Origin of the sequence: Paracoccus sp. JM45 (genome assembly GCF_003590715.1) — a bacterium.
Classification (GTDB): Bacteria; Pseudomonadota; Alphaproteobacteria; order Rhodobacterales; family Rhodobacteraceae; genus Paracoccus.
In genome coordinates this window covers 108736-127056 of sequence record NZ_QQVY01000009.1, presented here as the reverse complement: position 1 = coordinate 127056, position 18321 = coordinate 108736, and the positions used below count along the sequence as shown (strand labels likewise).

Annotated in this window: 18 protein-coding genes and 1 riboswitch; of the genes, 10 read left to right on the top strand and 8 right to left on the bottom strand. The window is 60.7% G+C overall.

Annotation, left to right across the window (positions count from 1 at the left end):
- Positions 1-66: 66 nt before the first annotated feature.
- Both DWB67_RS12715 and DWB67_RS12710 read right to left on the bottom strand, forming a co-directional pair.
- On the bottom strand, positions 67-1200 hold the full coding sequence (locus tag DWB67_RS12715) for a Gfo/Idh/MocA family protein (RefSeq protein ID WP_119807915.1): 1134 nt from the start codon (positions 1198-1200) through the stop codon (positions 67-69).
- Positions 1201-1210: 10 nt separating this feature from the next.
- Complete coding sequence (locus tag DWB67_RS12710; RefSeq protein WP_119807914.1) at positions 1211-1936, bottom strand: GntR family transcriptional regulator; 726 nt, start codon at positions 1934-1936, stop codon at positions 1211-1213.
- A 97-nt stretch (positions 1937-2033) separates the two neighbouring features.
- Here DWB67_RS12710 and DWB67_RS12705 point away from each other — a divergent pair, with 97 nt between their 5' ends.
- The 10 genes from DWB67_RS12705 (at position 2034) to DWB67_RS12660 (ending at position 11425) form a co-directional block, all read left to right on the top strand.
- Positions 2034-3188: an LLM class flavin-dependent oxidoreductase gene (locus tag DWB67_RS12705; protein ID WP_119807913.1), complete on the top strand. Its 1155-nt coding sequence runs from the start codon at positions 2034-2036 to the stop codon at positions 3186-3188.
- Positions 3188-4078 carry an aldo/keto reductase family oxidoreductase gene (locus tag DWB67_RS12700; RefSeq protein WP_119807912.1) on the top strand — a complete coding sequence of 297 codons (891 nt, stop codon included), beginning with the start codon at positions 3188-3190 and terminating at the stop codon, positions 4076-4078. The genes DWB67_RS12705 and DWB67_RS12700 overlap by 1 nt, the downstream gene beginning before the upstream one ends.
- Entirely contained in the window at positions 4078-4596 is a 519-nt protein-coding gene (locus DWB67_RS12695; protein WP_119807911.1) for a flavin reductase family protein, read from the top strand. Before DWB67_RS12700 ends, DWB67_RS12695 begins: the two co-directional genes overlap by 1 nt.
- Before the next feature lie 56 nt (positions 4597-4652).
- The gene (locus tag DWB67_RS12690) at positions 4653-5240 is read left to right on the top strand and encodes a TRAP transporter small permease (RefSeq protein WP_119807910.1); all 588 of its coding nucleotides are present in this window, start codon (positions 4653-4655) and stop codon (positions 5238-5240) included.
- Positions 5240-6529, top strand: coding sequence for a TRAP transporter large permease (locus DWB67_RS12685; protein WP_119807933.1), 1290 nt, complete (start codon positions 5240-5242; stop codon positions 6527-6529). The genes DWB67_RS12690 and DWB67_RS12685 overlap by 1 nt, the downstream gene beginning before the upstream one ends.
- A 22-nt stretch (positions 6530-6551) precedes the next feature.
- Positions 6552-7607, top strand: a complete 1056-nt coding sequence (dctP, locus tag DWB67_RS12680; RefSeq protein ID WP_370453595.1) for a TRAP transporter substrate-binding protein DctP — start codon at positions 6552-6554, stop codon at positions 7605-7607.
- 48 nt (positions 7608-7655) lie between these two features.
- Complete coding sequence (locus tag DWB67_RS12675; RefSeq protein ID WP_255418670.1) at positions 7656-8675, top strand: YeiH family protein; 1020 nt, start codon at positions 7656-7658, stop codon at positions 8673-8675.
- Positions 8676-8839: 164 nt separating this feature from the next.
- A complete protein-coding gene (locus DWB67_RS12670; RefSeq protein ID WP_119807908.1) occupies positions 8840-10288 on the top strand; it encodes a cytochrome ubiquinol oxidase subunit I in 1449 nt (482 codons plus the stop codon).
- A 1-nt stretch (position 10289) separates the two neighbouring features.
- Positions 10290-11321: a cytochrome d ubiquinol oxidase subunit II gene (cydB, locus tag DWB67_RS12665; RefSeq protein ID WP_119807907.1), complete on the top strand. Its 1032-nt coding sequence runs from the start codon at positions 10290-10292 to the stop codon at positions 11319-11321.
- Positions 11321-11425, top strand: coding sequence for a DUF2474 family protein (locus DWB67_RS12660; RefSeq protein ID WP_119807906.1), 105 nt, complete (start codon positions 11321-11323; stop codon positions 11423-11425). The genes cydB and DWB67_RS12660 overlap by 1 nt, the downstream gene beginning before the upstream one ends.
- Here the strand turns inward: DWB67_RS12660 and DWB67_RS12655 are convergent.
- The 6 genes from DWB67_RS12655 to DWB67_RS12630 all read right to left on the bottom strand — a co-directional run bounded on the left by DWB67_RS12655 (position 11422) and on the right by DWB67_RS12630 (position 18169).
- On the bottom strand, positions 11422-11790 hold the full coding sequence (locus DWB67_RS12655; protein ID WP_255418669.1) for a DUF1850 domain-containing protein: 369 nt from the start codon (positions 11788-11790) through the stop codon (positions 11422-11424). The two genes, DWB67_RS12660 and DWB67_RS12655, sit on opposite strands and share 4 nt — an antisense overlap.
- Positions 11790-13895: a TRAP transporter permease gene (locus DWB67_RS12650; RefSeq protein ID WP_119807904.1), complete on the bottom strand. Its 2106-nt coding sequence runs from the start codon at positions 13893-13895 to the stop codon at positions 11790-11792. The genes DWB67_RS12655 and DWB67_RS12650 overlap by 1 nt, the downstream gene beginning before the upstream one ends.
- Positions 13896-13950: 55 nt before the next feature.
- On the bottom strand, positions 13951-14907 hold the full coding sequence (locus DWB67_RS12645) for a TAXI family TRAP transporter solute-binding subunit (protein ID WP_119807903.1): 957 nt from the start codon (positions 14905-14907) through the stop codon (positions 13951-13953).
- 82 nt (positions 14908-14989) lie between these two features.
- Complete coding sequence (locus DWB67_RS12640; protein ID WP_119807902.1) at positions 14990-15682, bottom strand: ATP-binding cassette domain-containing protein; 693 nt, start codon at positions 15680-15682, stop codon at positions 14990-14992.
- On the bottom strand, positions 15675-17213 hold the full coding sequence (locus tag DWB67_RS12635; protein ID WP_119807901.1) for a thiamine/thiamine pyrophosphate ABC transporter permease ThiP: 1539 nt from the start codon (positions 17211-17213) through the stop codon (positions 15675-15677). The genes DWB67_RS12640 and DWB67_RS12635 overlap by 8 nt, the downstream gene beginning before the upstream one ends.
- Positions 17189-18169, bottom strand: a complete 981-nt coding sequence (locus DWB67_RS12630) for a thiamine ABC transporter substrate binding subunit (protein WP_119807900.1) — start codon at positions 18167-18169, stop codon at positions 17189-17191. Before DWB67_RS12630 ends, DWB67_RS12635 begins: the two co-directional genes overlap by 25 nt.
- Positions 18170-18200: 31 nt before the next feature.
- Positions 18201-18301: riboswitch (TPP riboswitch) on the bottom strand.
- Positions 18302-18321 lie beyond the last annotated feature (20 nt).

The window sequence follows — 18321 nt, the reverse complement described above, 5'->3', positions numbered from 1 at the left end:
CTTCTTGCATTCCAAACAAATCCACAAAAAAACCGGAAATGCCCCGATCAAACAGGGCATCTAAACCTACATGAACTCCGATACAGAAACACATCGGGACTCAAGCATCGAAACCTGACTGCAGTGCCCCAGAAGGACTGACCACATCCCGTCTGCCAAGGTAACTGCCGCCTCCTTACGGTTGCCAAGAACCAGATCACGGAAAAAGACATGCTGGTAATAGGTCGAGCCGTTGTGATCCCCCGCAGCTAGCAGTGCAGGATCGACAGGGATCTCCTCGACGCGGGGGCCTTTGGGCGAACGGGGTGAAATGATCACCTCTGGCACGGGTGCAGGGCCAAGATCAGCAGGCCAGAAACGCCCGGGACCAGGCACGAAAGCTTCGATCTTGCCGTTTTCGCCGACTGCCGAGATTTCTTCCTGATAACGCGCACCTTCCGCAAACATGCACAGTTCCAACATGGCGCTGGCACCGTTTTCGAATTCGACCATGACATAACCATGGTCAAAAATATCAGGCTGGTTGCCATCGACGACTTCGTTCAGATGGTTAACAGCCTGACCGCCCATCGCCATCACGCGAACCGGATTAGATCCCAGTGCAAGGCGCATCAGGTCGAAGAAATGGCAGCACTTCTCGACGAAAGTGCCGCCGGTCTGGTTGTTAAAGCGGTTCCAGTCGCCGACCTTATTCAGGAACGGAAAGCGGTGTTCGCGGATGGTCAGCATCTTGATGCCGCCCGTGGCTGCCTGCGCTTCGGCCAGAAACTTTGCGACTGGCGGCATGTAGCGGTATTCCATCGCGACCCAGACAGGCGCCGGATAGCTGGCAGCAAACTCTTTCAGTTCGGCCATTTGCGACACATCGGTAAACAGCGGCTTTTCGACCAAGACGGGCAGGGGGCGATGTGCTGCGATGGTTTGCAGTTGTTCCAGATGACGGAAGTTCGGGCTGACAATCACCAGACAATCAAGATCCTCGATCGCCAGCAACTCTTCGACACTGTCGACGAATTGCGCGCTTGGGGCCAAAACAAGGGCGTGGGCGCGCATGGTGGCGTCCGGTTCAAAGATCGCGCCGATGACGGTGTCTTTCAGCAAGGCGATATTGCGCAGGTGTTCCTGGCCCATCATGCCGCAGCCGATGATGCCATAATTCAACGTCCGGGTGGTGTTGCGCACCAGCGTGTCGGTCGTCATGTGATCCTCCTCAGATCAGGCGCTGTACATACAGCGCCTTGTCGGTGTCGTACCAGGTACGGGAAAATTCGACTGCGCGCGCGGTTTGTGCCCATGACAGCCGTTCGATATAGGCGGTAACGGTCCCTGCGGCGGGGGCGAAACGGGGGGCGGTCCAATCGGGGACAGGGGCAATGCCGACGCGATCCTCGGCCCGTGTGATCCACAGGCGCAGAGCGCGTTTATAGGTCAGGTACAGAGAATCCTGCACCTTGTCGCGGGGCACCTGACCCGCGCTGCCGTCCAGCCAGATTTCTTCCAGTGCGATGGGGACATCATCCAGAAAGCGCAGCCGGCGGAAGCGTGTTGCACAGTCGGATGCGCCGTAATCGGGTTGTTCGGCATCTTTCGGCAGATAATCAACCGACAGCAGATGTGCATTCGGCAGACCACCACCACTCACGGCATGTTCCAGCCGGAACATCGAATAGACCGAGGTGACCTGCTGACCCGCGCGGATATAGTTCCCCGACCCTTGCCGCCGCTCGATCAGATCCTTTTTTTCCAGCTCTGCCAAGGCTTTACGAAGGGTTCGCACGGTGGTTCCATGGGCATGCGCCATGTCGCGTTCGGGGGGCAGGCGCTGTCCATCGACCAATCGGCCCGCCGCGATATCGCGGATCACCAATTCCTCGATCTGCAGGTGGATGGGTAACGCGTCGGGGCGCTGCGGCAATGCGAGATGATTTTCATCCATCCTTCCGGCCTCCCCTCCGAAACAATTGATACACCATTGATCTACATCATGGACACGGCTATGCAAGTAGAAATTTAGCGAACCTGGGGAGGAAAGCATGACCGTCGTACCCGTGACATCGGCCGATCTGGACAAGGTCGAAATATCCTGGTTTTCGGCACTTTGTTCCGATGATTACCAGTTTCTGGGCGTTCCGGACCCCGATCTGAAGTCCTCTTGGGCGCATTGTTCGAACATCGTGAAAACCGCCGAACAGCAGGGATTCGGAAACATCCTGTGCCCGTCGTCCTATCAGGTGGGGCAGGATACCCTGTCCTTCGTGGCGGGCTGTGCGCCGATCACGGATAAAATCAACATGCTGGCGGCGGTGCGTTGCGGTGAAATGCAGCCCATCATGCTGGCACGGACCATCGCCACGCTGGATCACATGATGCAGGGGCGTTTGACGGTCAACATCATCTCCTCGGATTTTCCGGGCGAAAAGGCCGACAGCGATTACCGTTACCAGCGCTCGCGCGAAGTGGTGCAGATCCTGAAGCAGGCATGGACGCAGGATAAGATCGACTTCCATGGCCAAGTCTATGATTTCAGCGATGTGAACACAGATCCGGTCAAGCCCTATCAGACGGTCGGGCCGATGCTGTATTTTGGCGGCTATTCGCCGGCCGCGCTGGACCTGTGCGGGGAACATTGCGATGTTTACCTGATGTGGCCTGAAAAAACCGAAGATATTGCCGACCGGATGAAGGCCGCCCATGCCGCCGCCGAACGTCATGGCCGCGTGCTGGATTACGGTTTCCGCGCCCATGTCATCGTCCGTGATACCGAAGCCGAGGCACGCGAATATGCCCGACATATCGTGTCCAAGCTGGATGACGAACAGGGCAAGCTGATTCGCGAACGGGCGCTGGATGCGACCTCGCTTGGGGTCAGCCGTCAGGCGCGCAACCGCGAACTGGCCGATCTTGAAGGTTATATCGAACCGAATCTGTGGACCGGCGTTGGTCGTGCGCGGTCGGGCTGTGGCGCTGCCATCGTCGGATCGACCGATCAGGTTTTGTCCAAGCTGGAAGAATTACAGAAGATGGGCATCCGGTCCTTTATCCTGTCAGGCTATCCGCATATCGATGAGGCCGAACATTTCGGAACCCGCGTGCTGCCGCAGATGAAAACCTGCCAGCTGAACCGTGAATGGGGCCGCGTCCCCGCAACGACGCCGCAGACGCCGCTTGGCGCAGGAGAACGCCGCTGATGGAACGTGTTACCCTTACCGAAGGTCTTTCGCTGTCGCGCCTTGTCTATGGCATGTGGCGTATTGGCGATGATACCGACACCTCGGTCACGCATGTGCGTGCCAAGATCGACGCCTGTCTGGATCAGGGCATTACCACGCTGGATCAGGCCGATATCTATGGCAATTATACTGCCGAGGCGATCCTTGGTGCCGCGTTGAAGGCCGACCCCGGCCTGCGCAACAAGATCGAACTGATCAGCAAATGCGACATCGTGGCCCCCTGTGGGAAATATGCCGATGTGTCGTGCAAGCATTATGACACCTCCGAGGCGCATATCCGTGCCTCGGTCGAAAGTTCGCTTCGTGATTTCGGCACGGACCATCTGGACCTGCTGCTGATCCACCGTCCCGATCCGTTACTGGATCACCACGAAACCGGCGGCGTTCTTGATGCACTGGTGCGCGAAGGCAAACTGCGCGCGGTTGGCGTGTCGAATTTCCGCCCATGGGATGTTGAACTGCTGCAATCGGCAATGAACACCAAGCTGGTTACTAACCAGATCGAGATTTCACTGGCAAGTGTCGCACCGTTCAACAATGGCGATCTGGCGTTCCACCAGAAGCGTGGCGATGCCGTGATGGCATGGTCGCCCTTGGGCGGTGGCAGCCTGATGACCGGCGATGGCCCTGTGGCGGCTGTGCTGGATGAACTGGCCAATGAATTCGGTGTGGACCGTGCTGCGGTGGCGGTTGCCTTCCTGTTGCGCCATCCGGCGACCATCATGCCGGTTCTGGGCACCAATTCCCTGTCGCGCATTGCGGCGATTTCGGATGCGGCCAAGGTCGATCTGGACCGCCAGCAGTGGTTCCGCCTGTATCAGGCCGCCCTCGGCCACGAGGTTGCATAATGACCGGTACGGCATTCGCATCCGGTCACCGCAGTTTTATCCCCGCCCCTGATAATGGCCGGTTGCTGCGCGACGCCTTCGGACGCTTTGCCACCGGCGTCACCATTGTGACGACAAAGGGCCGCGACGGGTGTGTCGCGATCACGGCCAACAGCTTTTCATCGGTCTCGATGGATCCGCCGCTGGTTCTGTGGTCGCCCGCACGCAGTTCGTCACGCTATCCTGCCTTTGTCGGGGCACAGCATTATGCGATCCATATCCTGGGTGCCGAACAGGAATCGCTGGCTTTTGATGTGGCCCGAAATCAGGCAGCGCTGACCGGCGACAAGATGCAGTTGAATGATGACGGCGTGCCGGTCATTGCGGATTGTCTGGCCCGCTTTGACTGCACGCGCCACGCCGTCCATGAGGCTGGCGATCATGCCATCATTGTCGGGCAGGTCACGCATGCGCATCTGCGCGATGGCGATCCATTGGCATTCTTTGGCGGCAAGGTGACACGGCTGGACATTAACTAGGCGCCGCGACATCCCGGAGGAGGAACCGGGTTGTGGTATAGGGCGTGGAGGGGAACATGAATTTTCTAAGCGGGCTGATCCGGCCTTTATCCTGGATCAACGACCACGTCCTGCGGATAGGTCGCGCCTTTGGCATCACCGCAGTGGCTGTTATGGTCACGGTGACGCTGGTGCAGGTGTTCAGCCGCTATGTGCTGAACAGTGCCCTTGCATGGCCCGACGAGGCTGCGCGTTTCTGCATGCTGTGGATGACCGGACTGATGGCACCGACCGCGTTCCGCGCGGGCGGCTTTGTGGCGATTGACGTGCTGCCCGAAATGCTGCCGCCAGTCGTCGCCCGCATCCTGAATTTGATGCTGTTGGTCCTATGCCTGCTGGTCCTTTATTTCGCTGTGAAAATCTCATGGGCCGAAGTAACGGGCATCGGCGGGCGTTTTGCCAGTGCGTCATTGCATGTGCCGGTGTCGCTGGACTTCAGCGAATGGCACCGCGTGCCGCGCAGCTGGATGATGTCATCGCTGCTGGTCGGGATGGTCATGCTGTTTGTCGTGAATGTGGAACTGCTGCTGCGCAATATCGCGCTGCTGCTTGGTGTGACTGACCTGCCCGCGATGTCGCGGACCGGCGCACAAGGGGCCGAATGATGCTTGTATGGTTTCTTCCGGTCTTTCTGGTGTTCCTGCTGATCGGCCTGCCCGTCTTTTTCGGCCTGCTGGCCGCACCGGGTTTGCTGCTGTATCTGAACGGTCAGGAACGCGACCTGACCTTGCTGTATCGCAACCTCTATAACGGCATCGACAGCTTTCCGCTGATGGCGATCCCTTTCTTCATGCTTGCGGGCGAGATTATGAATCGCGGCGGTATCACCCACCGTCTGGTCGAATTCAGCCAGGCGCTGATCGGCCATCTGCGGGGCGGTCTGGCGCATGTGAACATCCTGTCGTCCATGCTGTTCGCGGGCCTGTCGGGCAGTGCTGTGGCCGATACATCGGCATTGGGGTCCATGCTGATCCCCGCGATGGAAAAACAGGGCTATACCCGCAAATTCGCGGCGGCGATCACGGCGGCCAGTTCGGTGATCGGGCCGATCATTCCGCCATCGGGCATCATGATCATCTATGCCTATGTCATGGGCGAAAGCGTTGCGGCATTGTTTCTGGCAGGGATCGTGCCGGGGGTTCTGGTCGGCGCGGGGTTGATGGTTCTGGTCAAGCTGATGGCCGATAAATACGACTTCCCCGTCGCGTCCAAGAAATACACATGGCCGGAACGCGGTCAGGCCAGCCTAAAAGCATTCTTTCCGCTGCTGACACCGGTGATCATTCTTGGCGGCATCCTGTTCGGCGTCTTCACCCCGACCGAGGCTGCGGCCATCGCCGTGCTTTACGCACTGCTGATCAGCCTCTTCGTGCTGAAAACGCTGAAGGTCAGCGAATTGCCGGATGTGATGGGCAAGGCGGGGCTGACCTCGGCGGTGGTGCTGTTGCTGGTGGGCGCGGCCATGTCGTTCAAGACGGTCGTGTCGCTAAGCCATGCACCCCAACAGCTGGCCGAATTCATTCTGGTGCTGACGGACAATCCGTTGCTGCTGCTGTTCCTGATCAACATCCTGCTGTTCGTGGTGGGGATGTTCCTTGATGCAGGTCCGGCGATTATTATTCTTGGCCCCATCCTTGGTCCGGTTTTCACCGGCATGGGTGTAGACAGCGTGCACTTTGCCATGATCATGTGCGTTAACCTGACGGTGGGCCTTGCGACGCCGCCGATGGGGCTTGTGCTGTTTGTCGCTTCGGCGGTTTCGGGGGAAAGGGTATCGACCATTTCGCGGGCCATCCTGCCCTTCCTTGCGGTCGAGATTTTCGTGATCTTCCTGATCACCTATTTCCCCGCCATTTCCCTGACGATTCCGCGCCTGACCGGCTTTGCCAACTGATTTCATTCTGTGGGAGGATATGATGATGAAAACACTGACACTGGCGGCGACGCTGGCACTGGGCACGGCGATTGCCATGCCCGCTATGGCGCAGGATTATACCATCCGCGCCGTGGCCAACTCGAACGAGAACGATGAGGATTACGACGGCCTTCAGGTCTTCAAATCCTATGTCGAGGCGGCGTCGAACGGCGCCATCGCGGTCGAGATCTATATGGGCACCCAACTGTGTTCCAACGGTGCCGAATGCCTGCAGGGCATCGCGGACGGGTCGATCGACGTCTATATCTCGACCTCGGACGGGGCGGCGGGGCTGTTCCCTTATGTGCAGGTTCTGGACCTGCCCTATATCCTGCCCAATGATCGCGTCGCCGAGGCGGTTCTGTCGGGTGACTTTGTCCGCGATCTGCGCGAACGCATGCTGGCAGATTCGGGCGATACCATGCGCCTGATGACCATCGGCAACACCGGCGGCTGGCGCAACTTTGCCAATACCGAAAAGCGCGTCCAGACCCCTGACGACCTGAAGGGCATGAAGCTGCGGACCGTTGTGGCCGACCTGCCGCAGGAACTGGTGCGGGCTGTTGGTGCATCGCCGACCCCGATTCCATGGGCCGAACTGTTCACATCGCTGCAAACCGGTGTGGTTGAAGGCACGCAGAACGGCATCACCGACATCATGTCGATGAAATTCCCCGATGCAGGGCTGGATTACCTGACGCTGGACGGCCACGCCTATATGGGCGCGATGTGGTGGATGTCGAACCAGACCTTTACCGGCATGCCCGAAGACATGCGCGTGATCGTCAATGACGGTTTCTATCAGCTGCAACAGGCCACCTTTGCATCGCCCAAGCGCAAGTCGATTCCCGCATATGAGGAATTCACCGCGGGTGGCGGCGATATCTATGTGCCGACCGATGCCGAAAAAGAGGCATTCGCCACCGCAGCCCAGCCCGTCTATGACTGGTTCACCTCGAATGTTGACGGGGGCGAGGAAATTCTGGCGACCCTGAAAGCCGAGGTCCAGACCGTGCAGGACCAGATGGACGCCAACCGCGCCCGCGATATCCAGTAAAATATGCAAGGGGCCTTCGGGCCCCTTTTCGCATAGCGAAAGACAATCATGACACAGTTTTCCATGACCCGTCCCCGGCATCTGGCCGAGGCGCTGCGACGCTTGTTTCCCGGTGTCGCGCTGGCCCTGATCGTCGCAATGGCGGCGCAATTCCTTTCGGACCATTACGGCGCGCCGGTGATGTTGATGGCCATCCTGCTGGGCATTGCGTTCAATTTCCTGTCCGAACAGGAACGCACTGCGGCGGGCATCGCTTTTGCCAGCAGGGTGTTCCTGCGTGCGGGTGTGGCATTGCTGGGATTGCGGGTATCGCTGGACATGGTGCGCGAGATCGGCTGGGGCTTTGTGGCTATTATCATCGCCTGCGTGGCGACGACGATCCTGCTGTCCATCCTGCTGGCAGGGCTGGTCGGCCGCGACCGCGCCTTCGGGTTCCTGACGGGGGGATCGGTGGCGATCTGCGGGGCCTCGGCTGCGATGGCCATCGCCTCGATCCTGCCACAGCGGGAAACATCCGAACGCGATCTGGCCTTTACCGTCATTTCGGTTACGGCGTTTTCGACGGTCGCGATGATTCTCTATCCCATATTGGCCAGCGCCATGGGTCTGGATGAACATCTGACGGGGCTGTTTCTTGGCGGCACCATCCATGATGTCGCGCAGGTGGTCGGGGCGGGTTATTCCGTCAGTGACGAAACCGGCGATATTGCAACAGTTGTCAAACTGATCCGCGTGACACTGTTGGCACCGACGGTTCTGATCGGCGCATTGGCGATGCGCCGCCATACATCGGGCATGGGCAAGCGTCCGCCCCTGATGCCGCTGTTTGTCACCGCGTTTCTGGTGCTGGCCGCGCTGAATTCCCTGCATCTTGTCCCGACCGCCCTGATCGAGCCTGCCTCGACCCTGTCGCGGTCCTTGCTGGTGACGGCAGTGGCCGCTGTGGGGATGAAGACATCGCTGGGGCGTCTGGTTGATGTGGGCGGGGCGGCATTTGCCATGCTGACCGTCCAGACCGTGGGATTGGCCTGCCTTGTGCTGATCCCGCTGATGCTGGGCATCGTCTGATCCTGCGGCGACCTATGATCCTGCGGCGATACGACACTTGCGGATCAGGGGGTGCTTTGGCTACCAATAGGTAACCTATAGCAGCCCCTGCCTTATCGGCGACAGGGCAGGAAAAGCCTGCCAACCGGTGCCGTCCGTATAAGGTGAACGTCGAAAGGTCTCAGATGTTCGAAAGCGTAGACGCCGTCCTGCTGGCCCGAATACAATTCGCATTCACGGTCATGTTCCATTTTCTGTTTCCGGCATTCACGATCGGTCTGGCCAGTTTTCTGGCGGTCCTGAACGGATTGTGGTTATGGACCAAAGACAGCAAATATCTGGATGCGTTCCGTTACTGGGTGAAGATTTTCGCCCTTGCCTTCGCCATGGGCGTCGTGTCGGGCATTGTGATGTCCTATCAGTTCGGCACCAATTGGTCGGTATTCTCCGATAAGGCGGGGCCGGTGATCGGTGCGCCAATGGCATACGAAGTGCTGTCGGCCTTCTTCCTTGAGGCGGGCTTTCTGGGCATCATGCTGTTCGGTCGTGACCGCGTCGGCGCGACGCTGCATATGATCGGCTGCCTTGCGGTGGCGGTCGGAACTGCGATTTCGGCCTTCTGGATCCTGTCGGTGAATAGCTGGATGCACACCCCCGCCGGCTTCGAGATCGACCCCGAGACCGGTCAGTTCCTGCCTACCGATTTCTGGCAGGTGATCTTCAACCCCTCGTTCCCATATCGCCTGATGCATACCGTCACGGCGGCCTATCTGACGACGGCCTTTATCGTCGGTGGCGTTGCGGCCCTGCATCTGCTGCGCCACCGCCGTCGCCCCGATATGGTCAGCCCCGCCACGCGGACGATGTTCTCCATGGCCATGTGGATGGCCGCGGTTTTTGCACCGGTCCAGATTTTCCTAGGCGATCTGCACGGGCTGAACACGCTGGAACACCAGCCCGCCAAAGTCATGGCGATGGAGGGTCACTTCGACAGCCACCCCGACGGCGCGCCGCTGTACCTGTTCGGCATTCCCAATCAGGAAGAACAGCGGCTGGATTATGCGGTTGGTATCCCCAAGCTGTCCTCGTTGGTGCTGAAACATGACCTGAATGCGCCGCTGGACGGGCTGGACACCATCCCGCGCGAGGACCAGCCCCCTGTTGCCATCGTCTTCTGGTCGTTCCGCATCATGATCGCGATCGGTTTTGCAATGCTGGGCATCGGTGCATGGTCGCTGTTGGCCCGCGTGCGGGGTCGCCTTTACGAATGGACAATGCTGCACCGCGCTGCCCTTGTCATGGCGCCATCAGGCCTGATCGCCGTGCTGGCAGGCTGGGTCACGACCGAGGTAGGTCGGCAGCCCTTTACGGTCTATGGTTTCCTGCGCACCAGCGACAGTGCCGCGCCACTGGATTCCGCTGCGGTCGGAGCATCGCTGATGGCCTTTGTCGTGGTCTATTTTGCGGTCTTCGGGGCAGGCACATATTATATCATGCGCCTGATGAACCGTGCCCCTGCCAGTGCCGAACCGCGCCTGAAGGATGTTACCAACAGCCCGACGCGCACGGCAGGGACCACGCCCGCCCAGCAGCATCTGAACAAAAAGCCCAACCCCGCCCAAACCGGAGAATGACATGACCATTGCAGAAGGCGTCTCTTTCGATCTGACCGTCATCTGGGCATTCGTGATTGCCTTTGCGGTTCTGGTCTATGTGGTCCTTGACGGGTTCGACCTTGGTCTTGGCATGCTGTTCGCGACCGAGAAGGACTCGGAGGATCGTGATGTCATGATGAACTCGGTCGCGCCGGTCTGGGACGGCAATGAAACATGGCTGGTGCTGGGGGGCGGGGGGCTGCTTGCGGCCTTTCCACTGGCCTATGCGCTGATCCTTCCCGCACTGTACGCACCGATCATCGCCATGCTTCTGGCGCTGATCTTCCGCGGCGTAGCCTTCGAATTCCGCTGGCGCACCAAGCGCTGGCGCGGGGTCTGGGATGTGGCCTTTATCGGCGGGTCGGCAATGGCCGCACTTGCACAGGGCATCACACTTGGCGGTTTGTTGCAGGGCATCGACATCGACAAGGCGGGCCGCGCCTATGCTGGCGGGTGGTGGGACTGGCTGACGCCGTTTTCGGTGATGGTCGGGGTGGCCGTCATGGTGGGCTATATGTTGCTGGGTGCGACATGGCTGGTCATGAAAACCGAAGGCCCGCTGCAGTCGCGGATGCAGCGCAAGGCATGGGTGCTGGGCATCGCGACGGTGATCTTTATCGGCGTTGTCAGCCTGTGGACGCCCTTCCTGCAGGACGGCTATTACAGCCGCTGGTTCGGGGGCTGGAACATCGCGCTGGCCGTGGGCGTCGGGGTGGCCGTGCTGGCGCTGGCCTTTGGCATGTTCCGGACGCTGACCGTCCGGCACCATGATTACTGGCCGTTTTTCTTTGCCTTGGGCATGTTCGTCCTTGGGTTCATCGGTCTGGGCTTTTCGATGTTCCCCTATATCGTCCCCGTCGAGATCACCATCTGGGAAGCAGCCGCCCCCCGCAACAGCCAGATTTTCATGCTGGTGGGGGCGGCGGTTCTGGTGCCGATCATCCTTGCCTATACCGCGTTTTCCTATTGGGTGTTCCGCGGCAAGATCATGCCCGGTGAAGGATATCACTGATGCGCCAAGGCCTTGGAAAATTCGCGTGGTTCGTGGGTATCTGGCTGGCCAGTGTTGCCTGTATCGGAACGGTGGCTTTCCTGATCCGGCTGTGGATCGTCTAGGGTCGGGTGCAATCGGGGGCGGACCACAGATGCAGTGGCCCGTCCCCTTCCGGCAGATCATGGCACTGACCGCCTGCACATAGCTGCCAGCCCCCCATTGACGCGCCCGATGCGCCCAGCCAGATATCGCGCTGTGGCGGGACGGTCGGGGTAAATTCCCACACACCATCCCGCAGAACGGCATCGGGCGGGGGCTCCATCCCTGCGCCTGATGCGGTGATCCGCGCCGCGACGGGGGCTAGCCCCGCATCGGTTATCCGCCAGCGTTCCCACCAGAGGGTGTGTTCGACCGAATGCTGCCAATCCAGCGTAAATTCCGCCGTGGCCAGCGACAGCAGAAACGCCCCGCTGGCCACACACAGCATCAGGCCACGACCTTGCGCAGCCGCAGCCAGTGCATCGCCCCGAAGGCCAGCGCCAGCGCAAAGCCCAATTCGTCCGACAGCGGCATCGCCACAATCAGCGCCACCCCTGCGGCGAAGGCCAGCGTGCGTTCGACGACATTGGTGCGGTCAAGGAAATACCCGACCATCGCCACACCCCACAGCCCCACGCCCAGAACGGTCTTCAGCAGGATATAGGCGACCTCGACCGGATAGCCCCATTGGGCGGCAATCGGTCCACCATCCTGCAACATCAGCGATGGCGTATAGACCGCCATGAACGGAATGATGAACCCCGCCGCCGCCAGCCGGATGGCCTGCATCGAGATTTTCAGCCCCGAGGTTTTGGCAATCGGCCCCGCCGCAAAACAGGCCAGCGCCACGGGCGGTGTCAGATCGGCCATAATCCCGAAATAGAAGACGAACATATGGCTGACCAGCAGGGGGACCCCCAGCTCCATTAGCGCCGGACCCGCAAGGGACGAGGTGATGATATAGTTCGGGATTGTCGGGATCCCCATCCCCAGCACCAGACAGGTCAGCATGGTCAGTACCAGCGACAGGAACAGGTTATCCTGACCGATGGCGATGATCGCCCCGATAAAGGTCGATGCGATGCCGGTCAGCGTCAGCGTGCCGATGACCACGCCGACGATGGCGCAGGCCATGCCGACGGGCAGGGCGTTACGCGCCCCTTGGGCCAATGCATCACGGATGATGCCGATGGTCGGGCGGGCACCTTTGGACATCGCGCAGGCCAGCACCAGCGCAGCGATCACCGCGACCAGCAGGTTGATCCCGTATTTCAGGAACAGCGCCGAGGCGATCCCAAGCGCCAGCCAGAAGATGACGCGGAAGGCGTATGGTCCGATCATCGCCGCCAGTGGTGCGCCAAGGATCAGCACCGTCACCAGCGCCAGACCCATCGTGCCTGCAAAGATCGGCGTATAGCCCGCGAACAGCAGATAGACCAAAGCGGCCAGCGGCAGCACCAGCGGCCATTGATCGCGCACAGCGTGCCACGGGTTCGGCAAGCTGGCACGGGGCAGACCCTTCAGGTTGTCGCGTCCGGCCTGCAGCCAGACCATCCAGAAGACGACGCCAAAATACAGCACTGCGGGAATGATCGCCGCCTTGACCACGGATGCATAGGGAACGTTTAACGTCTCGGCCATGATGAAAGCCACGGCACCCATGACGGGTGGCATGATCTGGCCGCCCATGGAGGCCGTCGCCTCGACCCCGCCAGCGAAGGCCGGTTTGAAGCCGGATTTCTTCATCATCGGGATGGTGAACTGACCGGATGCGACAACATTCGCCACCCCCGACCCCGAAATGGTCCCCATCAGCGCCGATGACAGCACCGCCACCTGTGCAGGCCCGCCGCGCACGCCACCGACCAGCCCAAGGGCGAAATCGTTGAACAGGTTCAACATGCCCGCGCGTTCAAGAAAGGCCGCGAAAACCACGAAGATAAAGATATAGGCGCTGCTGACATAGATCGGGCTGCCATAGATGCCCTCGGTCCCGAAGGCGAAATGTTCGACGATCTGTTCAAAGCCATAGCCGCGATGGATGAAGGGCGGCGGCAGATGCTGGCCAAGGAAGCAATAGGCCAGAAATATCCCCGCGATCGCGGCAAGCGGCCATCCCATCAGGCGGCGCGCACCCTCAAACACCAGAACGACAAGGATGGTGCCCATCACCAGATCCATCTGTGTCAGAAAACCGGTGCGGCGGATCAGGTCGCTATATTCAACCCAGTTATAGATGCCGGTGCTGAAACCAAGGATACCAAGCGCCCAGAAGAAAATCTGGCCACGTTGCGTTCTGGCGACGAGGTTGCCGACAAGGCCGAAGCCCAGCAGCAGCAGGAACCCCACATGCATGGCGCGGACGACTTGACTGGGCAGGCTGCCGTAACCGGCGGCCCACAGCTGGAACAGGGAAAACACGACCGCCAGCCAGAAGGCGACGCGGCCCATAATGCCGGTGCCGAAACCGGGGGGCAGTCCTTCGCTGAATTCGGCCTCGGCGGTGGGATCAAGCGTGGCGGACCCGCTTGCGGGGGGAGGGGATGCGGACATCGGGGACCTTTCGATGGAAATTGACCCGCAGCTGATGCTGCGGGTCGACAGTCGCTTATTCGATCAGGCCGATCTCGCGATAATAACGTTCAGCCCCCGGATGCAGCGGGATGGAAATTCCGTCCAGCGCGGTTTCTGCCGAGATGCCGCCCGCTGCCGCATGGGCCGATTTCAAACGGTCCAGATTTTCGAACAGCAGCTTGGTCATCTGATAGGCGGTTTCCTCGGACACGCCTTCATGGCTGATCAGCATATTGCCGACAGCGGCGGTCGGCACATCCTGATCCTGTCCCGAATAGGTGCCCGCAGGGATGATCGCGGGCACAAAAGGCGCGCCGATGGATTTGACGGTGTCTTCTGGAATGGCCACGATGCTGATGTCATGGGTCGAGGACAGGTCCTTGATGAAGGCCACGCCTAGACCCGATGATTGCAACGTCGATTGCAGCTGGCGGTTCTTGATCAGCTCACCCGATTCCGCGAAGGGCAGATATTCGACCTTGCCCAGATCGTCATAGCTCATGCCGGCGGCGGCAAAAATGGCGCGGGCGTTCAGTTCGGTGCCCGATGCGGGGGCACCAACGGACATGGTCTTGCCACGCAGATCCTCAAGAGTGGTCACGCCTGCGGAAGCATCCGCGACAATCTGGATATAGTTGGGATAGATGGCGGCAATGGCGCGCAATTCTTCCAACGGGCGGGGGAAGCCGGCTTCTTCATTCCCCTCCCACGCGGCTTGGACGCTGTCGCCAAGGGCGAAGGCAATTTCGCCGCGGCCTTGGGCCAGCAAGTTCAGGTTTTCGACGCTGGCCTTGGTGGCCTGCACCTGCGTGCGCGACCCTTCGATACCTTCGGCATAGATTTCCGATATGGCAACGCCCAAGGGGTAATAGACCCCCGAGGTGCCCCCCGTCAGCACATTGATGAAATCTTGCGCCTGCGCCATCGGCGCGGTTGCCATCAGGCCCCCGAAGGCAGCCATCGGCAATGCGGCGGCGATACGATGGAACATGTGGTCTCCTCCCATGATGCTCTGGCAGGAGGTTAGCAAGGAGTTTCCCTTGCGGGAACATATTCTTCAGTGGTTCGGCATCTTATCCCAGATAGGCCCGCAGTCCGGCGGGCGGATTGTCCAGCAGCGGGGCTGTTTCCTGCGGGGGGTGGGCGCGGCCATCTTCGACCAATATCGTCTGAGGGGAAAAGACACGGGCATCCTGCGGGTCATGGGTGACCATCAGGACTGTCGCATTCGTGTCGTCCGCGATATCGGCCAGCAGTCCCAGCATTTCCGCCTTAAGCGCCGGACCAAGAGCCGCAAAAGGTTCATCCAGCAGCAGAACGGGCCGTGCCCGCAGCAGAACACGTGCCAAAGCAACACGGCTTTGCTGGCCACCGGACAGCGCAGCAGGCTTACGATCGGCGGTGCCGGCCAGTCCGACCTGATCCAGCACCTGCGCCACGCGGGTTTGTTGGTCGTGGTCCAGTCGCAGATCAGGACGCAAACCCATTCCTACATTTTGTTTAACGTTTAAATGTGGAAACAAATTGTGGTGCTGGAATAGGGTCGATATTGGACGATTCCCCGCCGCCATCCGTGTGATATCCTGCCCGTCCCAAAGGATTCGCCCCTGATCCGGTGCCAGAAAACCACCGATCAGCGACAGCAACGTCGATTTCCCCGACCCCGAGGCTCCGATCACTGCGAACCGTCCGCCGGTTGGCAGGGTCATATTGGCACCAAGGTTGAAATCATCCTGTCGGACCGCGATGTCTTGCAGTTCAAGCATCCAGCCGTCCTCCTCTATCGAACATCCAGAACAGGGCAAAACTGAGGGTCATCAGCAGCACCGCCGCCCCTGCGGCATCTGCCATACGATAGCTGTTCATCAACTGGTACAGCTTCAGTGGCAAGGTCGGTTGGTCGCTGGCAAATAAGGTGATGACACCCAGATCGCCCATCGCCAAGGCCGCTGCCAATCCGGCAGCAAACCCCAAGGGCCGTGCCAGACGGGGCAGTGTCAGATAGCGCAGTCGTGCCCATCCCGTCAGGTTCAATGATGCCGCCAGTTGACCGTAATCATCCTGAAGACTGCGCGCGGCTGGTATCAGCGCCCTTAATCCGAATGGCAGGGCCATTGCCGCGTTGATCGCCACGGTCACGGGCAGGGCCATCTGCTGTGGACCGATCACCCCGCGCAGCAGAATGAACAGCCCCGTTCCCAAGACCAGCGGCGACGCGATCAGGGGCAGCATGCCCGCCGCCTCGACCCAGCGACCCGCGCCGCGTGCGATGGTCAGTGCCAGCATCAGGCACATCGTGACCGCCAGCAGGGCCGAGGTGATGGCCATGATCACCGACCGCCCCGCCGCCCACCAGACATCAGGTGCCAGCGCGGGCAGGCGCGGCACCCCCACCGCCAGAACCGCCCCCAGTGGCCACAGCAGGAACCCCGCCGCTAGTGCGATCACCGCTGCATCGGACCAGATCCGCCAGCCGCGCGGGCCGACCGGCCCTTGGCCTGCGTCCATGCCCACGCCAAAGCCCGCCGGAATGGCGATCCACCGCGCCGCCAGCATGGCCGCAATGCACAGCCCGATCTGGACCAGCCCCAGCGTTGCGGCTCGTCCCAGATCGAAATCGAAGCGGAAGGCCTGATAGATCGCCAGTTCCACAGTGGTGGCGCGGGGACCGCCGCCAAGGGCCAAGGCGACGGTGAAAGACGTCAGGCAGACCAGAAAAACCGCCAGCCAGACGCCGGGCAAGGCCGCGCGCAGCATCGGGCGTTCCAGATGGCGGGCCACATCGGCGGGTGTAAAGCCAAGGCTGCTGGCCAGCCGGAAGCGTTCGGACGGGATCGCCTGCCAGCCTTGCAGGACCAGCCGCACCGACAGCGGCAGGTTGAAAAACACATGCGCCAGAATCACACCCTGCCAGCCATAGATGCCCAGTTCAGGCAGACCCAATGCGCGCAACCCTTCGTTCAGCGCGCCGTTGCGGCCAAAAACCGAAATCAGCCCCATAATCGCCACGATCACCGGCAGGATAAAGGGCGCCCCCAGCAGGGTGACCAACAGCCCGCGCCCGCGAAATCGCCGCCGCGCCAAGGCCCGCGCCACCGGCACGGCCAGTACTGCCGACAGGGTTGCCGACAGCGCCGCCTGCCAGACGGTGAACCGCACCGCCCGCCAGTCCCATTCGCCCAGACCCGACAATCCGCCCGCCTGCCATGCGACAGCGGCCAGTGTGCCAAGGATCAGGGCCGCAAGACCGGCGGCGACGATGCGACCGGATATCACCCCGCGAAGGCGCGCAGCCATTCGTCCAGCGCCGGTTGGCGCAGGGCTTCGGCGTCGTCCTCGGAATAGAACAGCGTCTTGTCGGGGCGCGGCAGATCGCGCATGACCTGCGGCCAGTCGTCTTGGGGCAGCTTGGCGGGCAGGGACCAATTGGCCAGCGGGATGGTCTTCTGGAATTCCGGCGTCAGGATCCAGTCCATGAATTGCTGCGCCAGTTCGGGCTGATCGGTCGATGCGACCTGCGCTGCCAGTTCGGCCATGAAGTAATGGCCTTCGGGGAAGATGGCGGCCTTTTTGGTCAGATCGTCTTCCGCTGCGATGTGATAAGCGGGCGAGGTGGTGTAGGAGAGGACCATATCCGCCTCTCCGTCGGTGAACATGCCATAGGATTCGGACCAACCACGCGTGACGGTCAGCACTTTGGGGGCCAGCTTGGCCCATGCATCCGGCGCGTCATCGCCATAGACTTGCTTGACCCAGAGCAGCAGCGCCAGCCCGGAAATGGACGACCGAGGGTCCTGAATGACAATTTTCAGATCGTCAGGCGCATCCAGCAATTCCTGAAAGCTGGCGGGCGGGTTTTCCAGCCGCGTGTTGTCATAGATGAATGCCGTTTCGCCCCAGTTATAGGGCAGGAAGATGTCATCGCTCCAGTCCACCGGCAACGACAGGCCAGAGGTGTCCTGCCCGTGGGGCGCGAATAGGCCGGATGCGCGGGCGCGGGCAGTGACATCGGTGTTCAGGCCGAAAACGATATCGGCATCGGTGCTCTCACCCTCCATCAGCAGGCGGGGCAGGATGTCGCCGGTGACGAAATCCAGCGTGCAGTCGCAGAAGGCCTCGAATTCGGATTTGATCGTCGGGCCGGGGCCCCATTCGCTGGCGATGTAATCGCTGGCATAGACGGTCAGCACTCGGTCCTGCGCCAAGGCGGGGGTGGCGGCCAGCAGGGCGGTGGCGATCAACAGGGGTTTCAAGGCAGTCTCCTCTCAAACGGGTTTCGAAAGAAAGGACAGCCGTCACCTTCCCTCCGCCGGGTGTAAGACCGGATCAGGTTCAACGGGTCCGCGATTGCGTCTCAGCCCATTTGGGCACCCCGAGGTTGGGGTGAATGTAAAGGTTTAACCGC

Coding starts and splice junctions, on each gene's coding strand:
- DWB67_RS12715 (WP_119807915.1), bottom strand. CDS start 1,200: ATGACGACCGACACGCTGGTGCGCAACACCACCCGGACGTTGAATTAT.
- DWB67_RS12710 (WP_119807914.1), bottom strand. CDS start 1,936: ATGGATGAAAATCATCTCGCATTGCCGCAGCGCCCCGACGCGTTACCC.
- DWB67_RS12705 (WP_119807913.1), top strand. CDS start 2,034: ATGACCGTCGTACCCGTGACATCGGCCGATCTGGACAAGGTCGAAATA.
- DWB67_RS12700 (WP_119807912.1), top strand. CDS start 3,188: ATGGAACGTGTTACCCTTACCGAAGGTCTTTCGCTGTCGCGCCTTGTC.
- DWB67_RS12695 (WP_119807911.1), top strand. CDS start 4,078: ATGACCGGTACGGCATTCGCATCCGGTCACCGCAGTTTTATCCCCGCC.
- DWB67_RS12690 (WP_119807910.1), top strand. CDS start 4,653: ATGAATTTTCTAAGCGGGCTGATCCGGCCTTTATCCTGGATCAACGAC.
- DWB67_RS12685 (WP_119807933.1), top strand. CDS start 5,240: ATGCTTGTATGGTTTCTTCCGGTCTTTCTGGTGTTCCTGCTGATCGGC.
- dctP (WP_370453595.1), top strand. CDS start 6,552: ATGATGAAAACACTGACACTGGCGGCGACGCTGGCACTGGGCACGGCG.
- DWB67_RS12675 (WP_255418670.1), top strand. CDS start 7,656: ATGACACAGTTTTCCATGACCCGTCCCCGGCATCTGGCCGAGGCGCTG.
- DWB67_RS12670 (WP_119807908.1), top strand. CDS start 8,840: ATGTTCGAAAGCGTAGACGCCGTCCTGCTGGCCCGAATACAATTCGCA.
- cydB (WP_119807907.1), top strand. CDS start 10,290: ATGACCATTGCAGAAGGCGTCTCTTTCGATCTGACCGTCATCTGGGCA.
- DWB67_RS12660 (WP_119807906.1), top strand. CDS start 11,321: ATGCGCCAAGGCCTTGGAAAATTCGCGTGGTTCGTGGGTATCTGGCTG.
- DWB67_RS12655 (WP_255418669.1), bottom strand. CDS start 11,790: ATGCTGTGTGTGGCCAGCGGGGCGTTTCTGCTGTCGCTGGCCACGGCG.
- DWB67_RS12650 (WP_119807904.1), bottom strand. CDS start 13,895: ATGTCCGCATCCCCTCCCCCCGCAAGCGGGTCCGCCACGCTTGATCCC.
- DWB67_RS12645 (WP_119807903.1), bottom strand. CDS start 14,907: ATGTTCCATCGTATCGCCGCCGCATTGCCGATGGCTGCCTTCGGGGGC.
- DWB67_RS12640 (WP_119807902.1), bottom strand. CDS start 15,682: ATGCTTGAACTGCAAGACATCGCGGTCCGACAGGATGATTTCAACCTT.
- DWB67_RS12635 (WP_119807901.1), bottom strand. CDS start 17,213: ATGGCTGCGCGCCTTCGCGGGGTGATATCCGGTCGCATCGTCGCCGCC.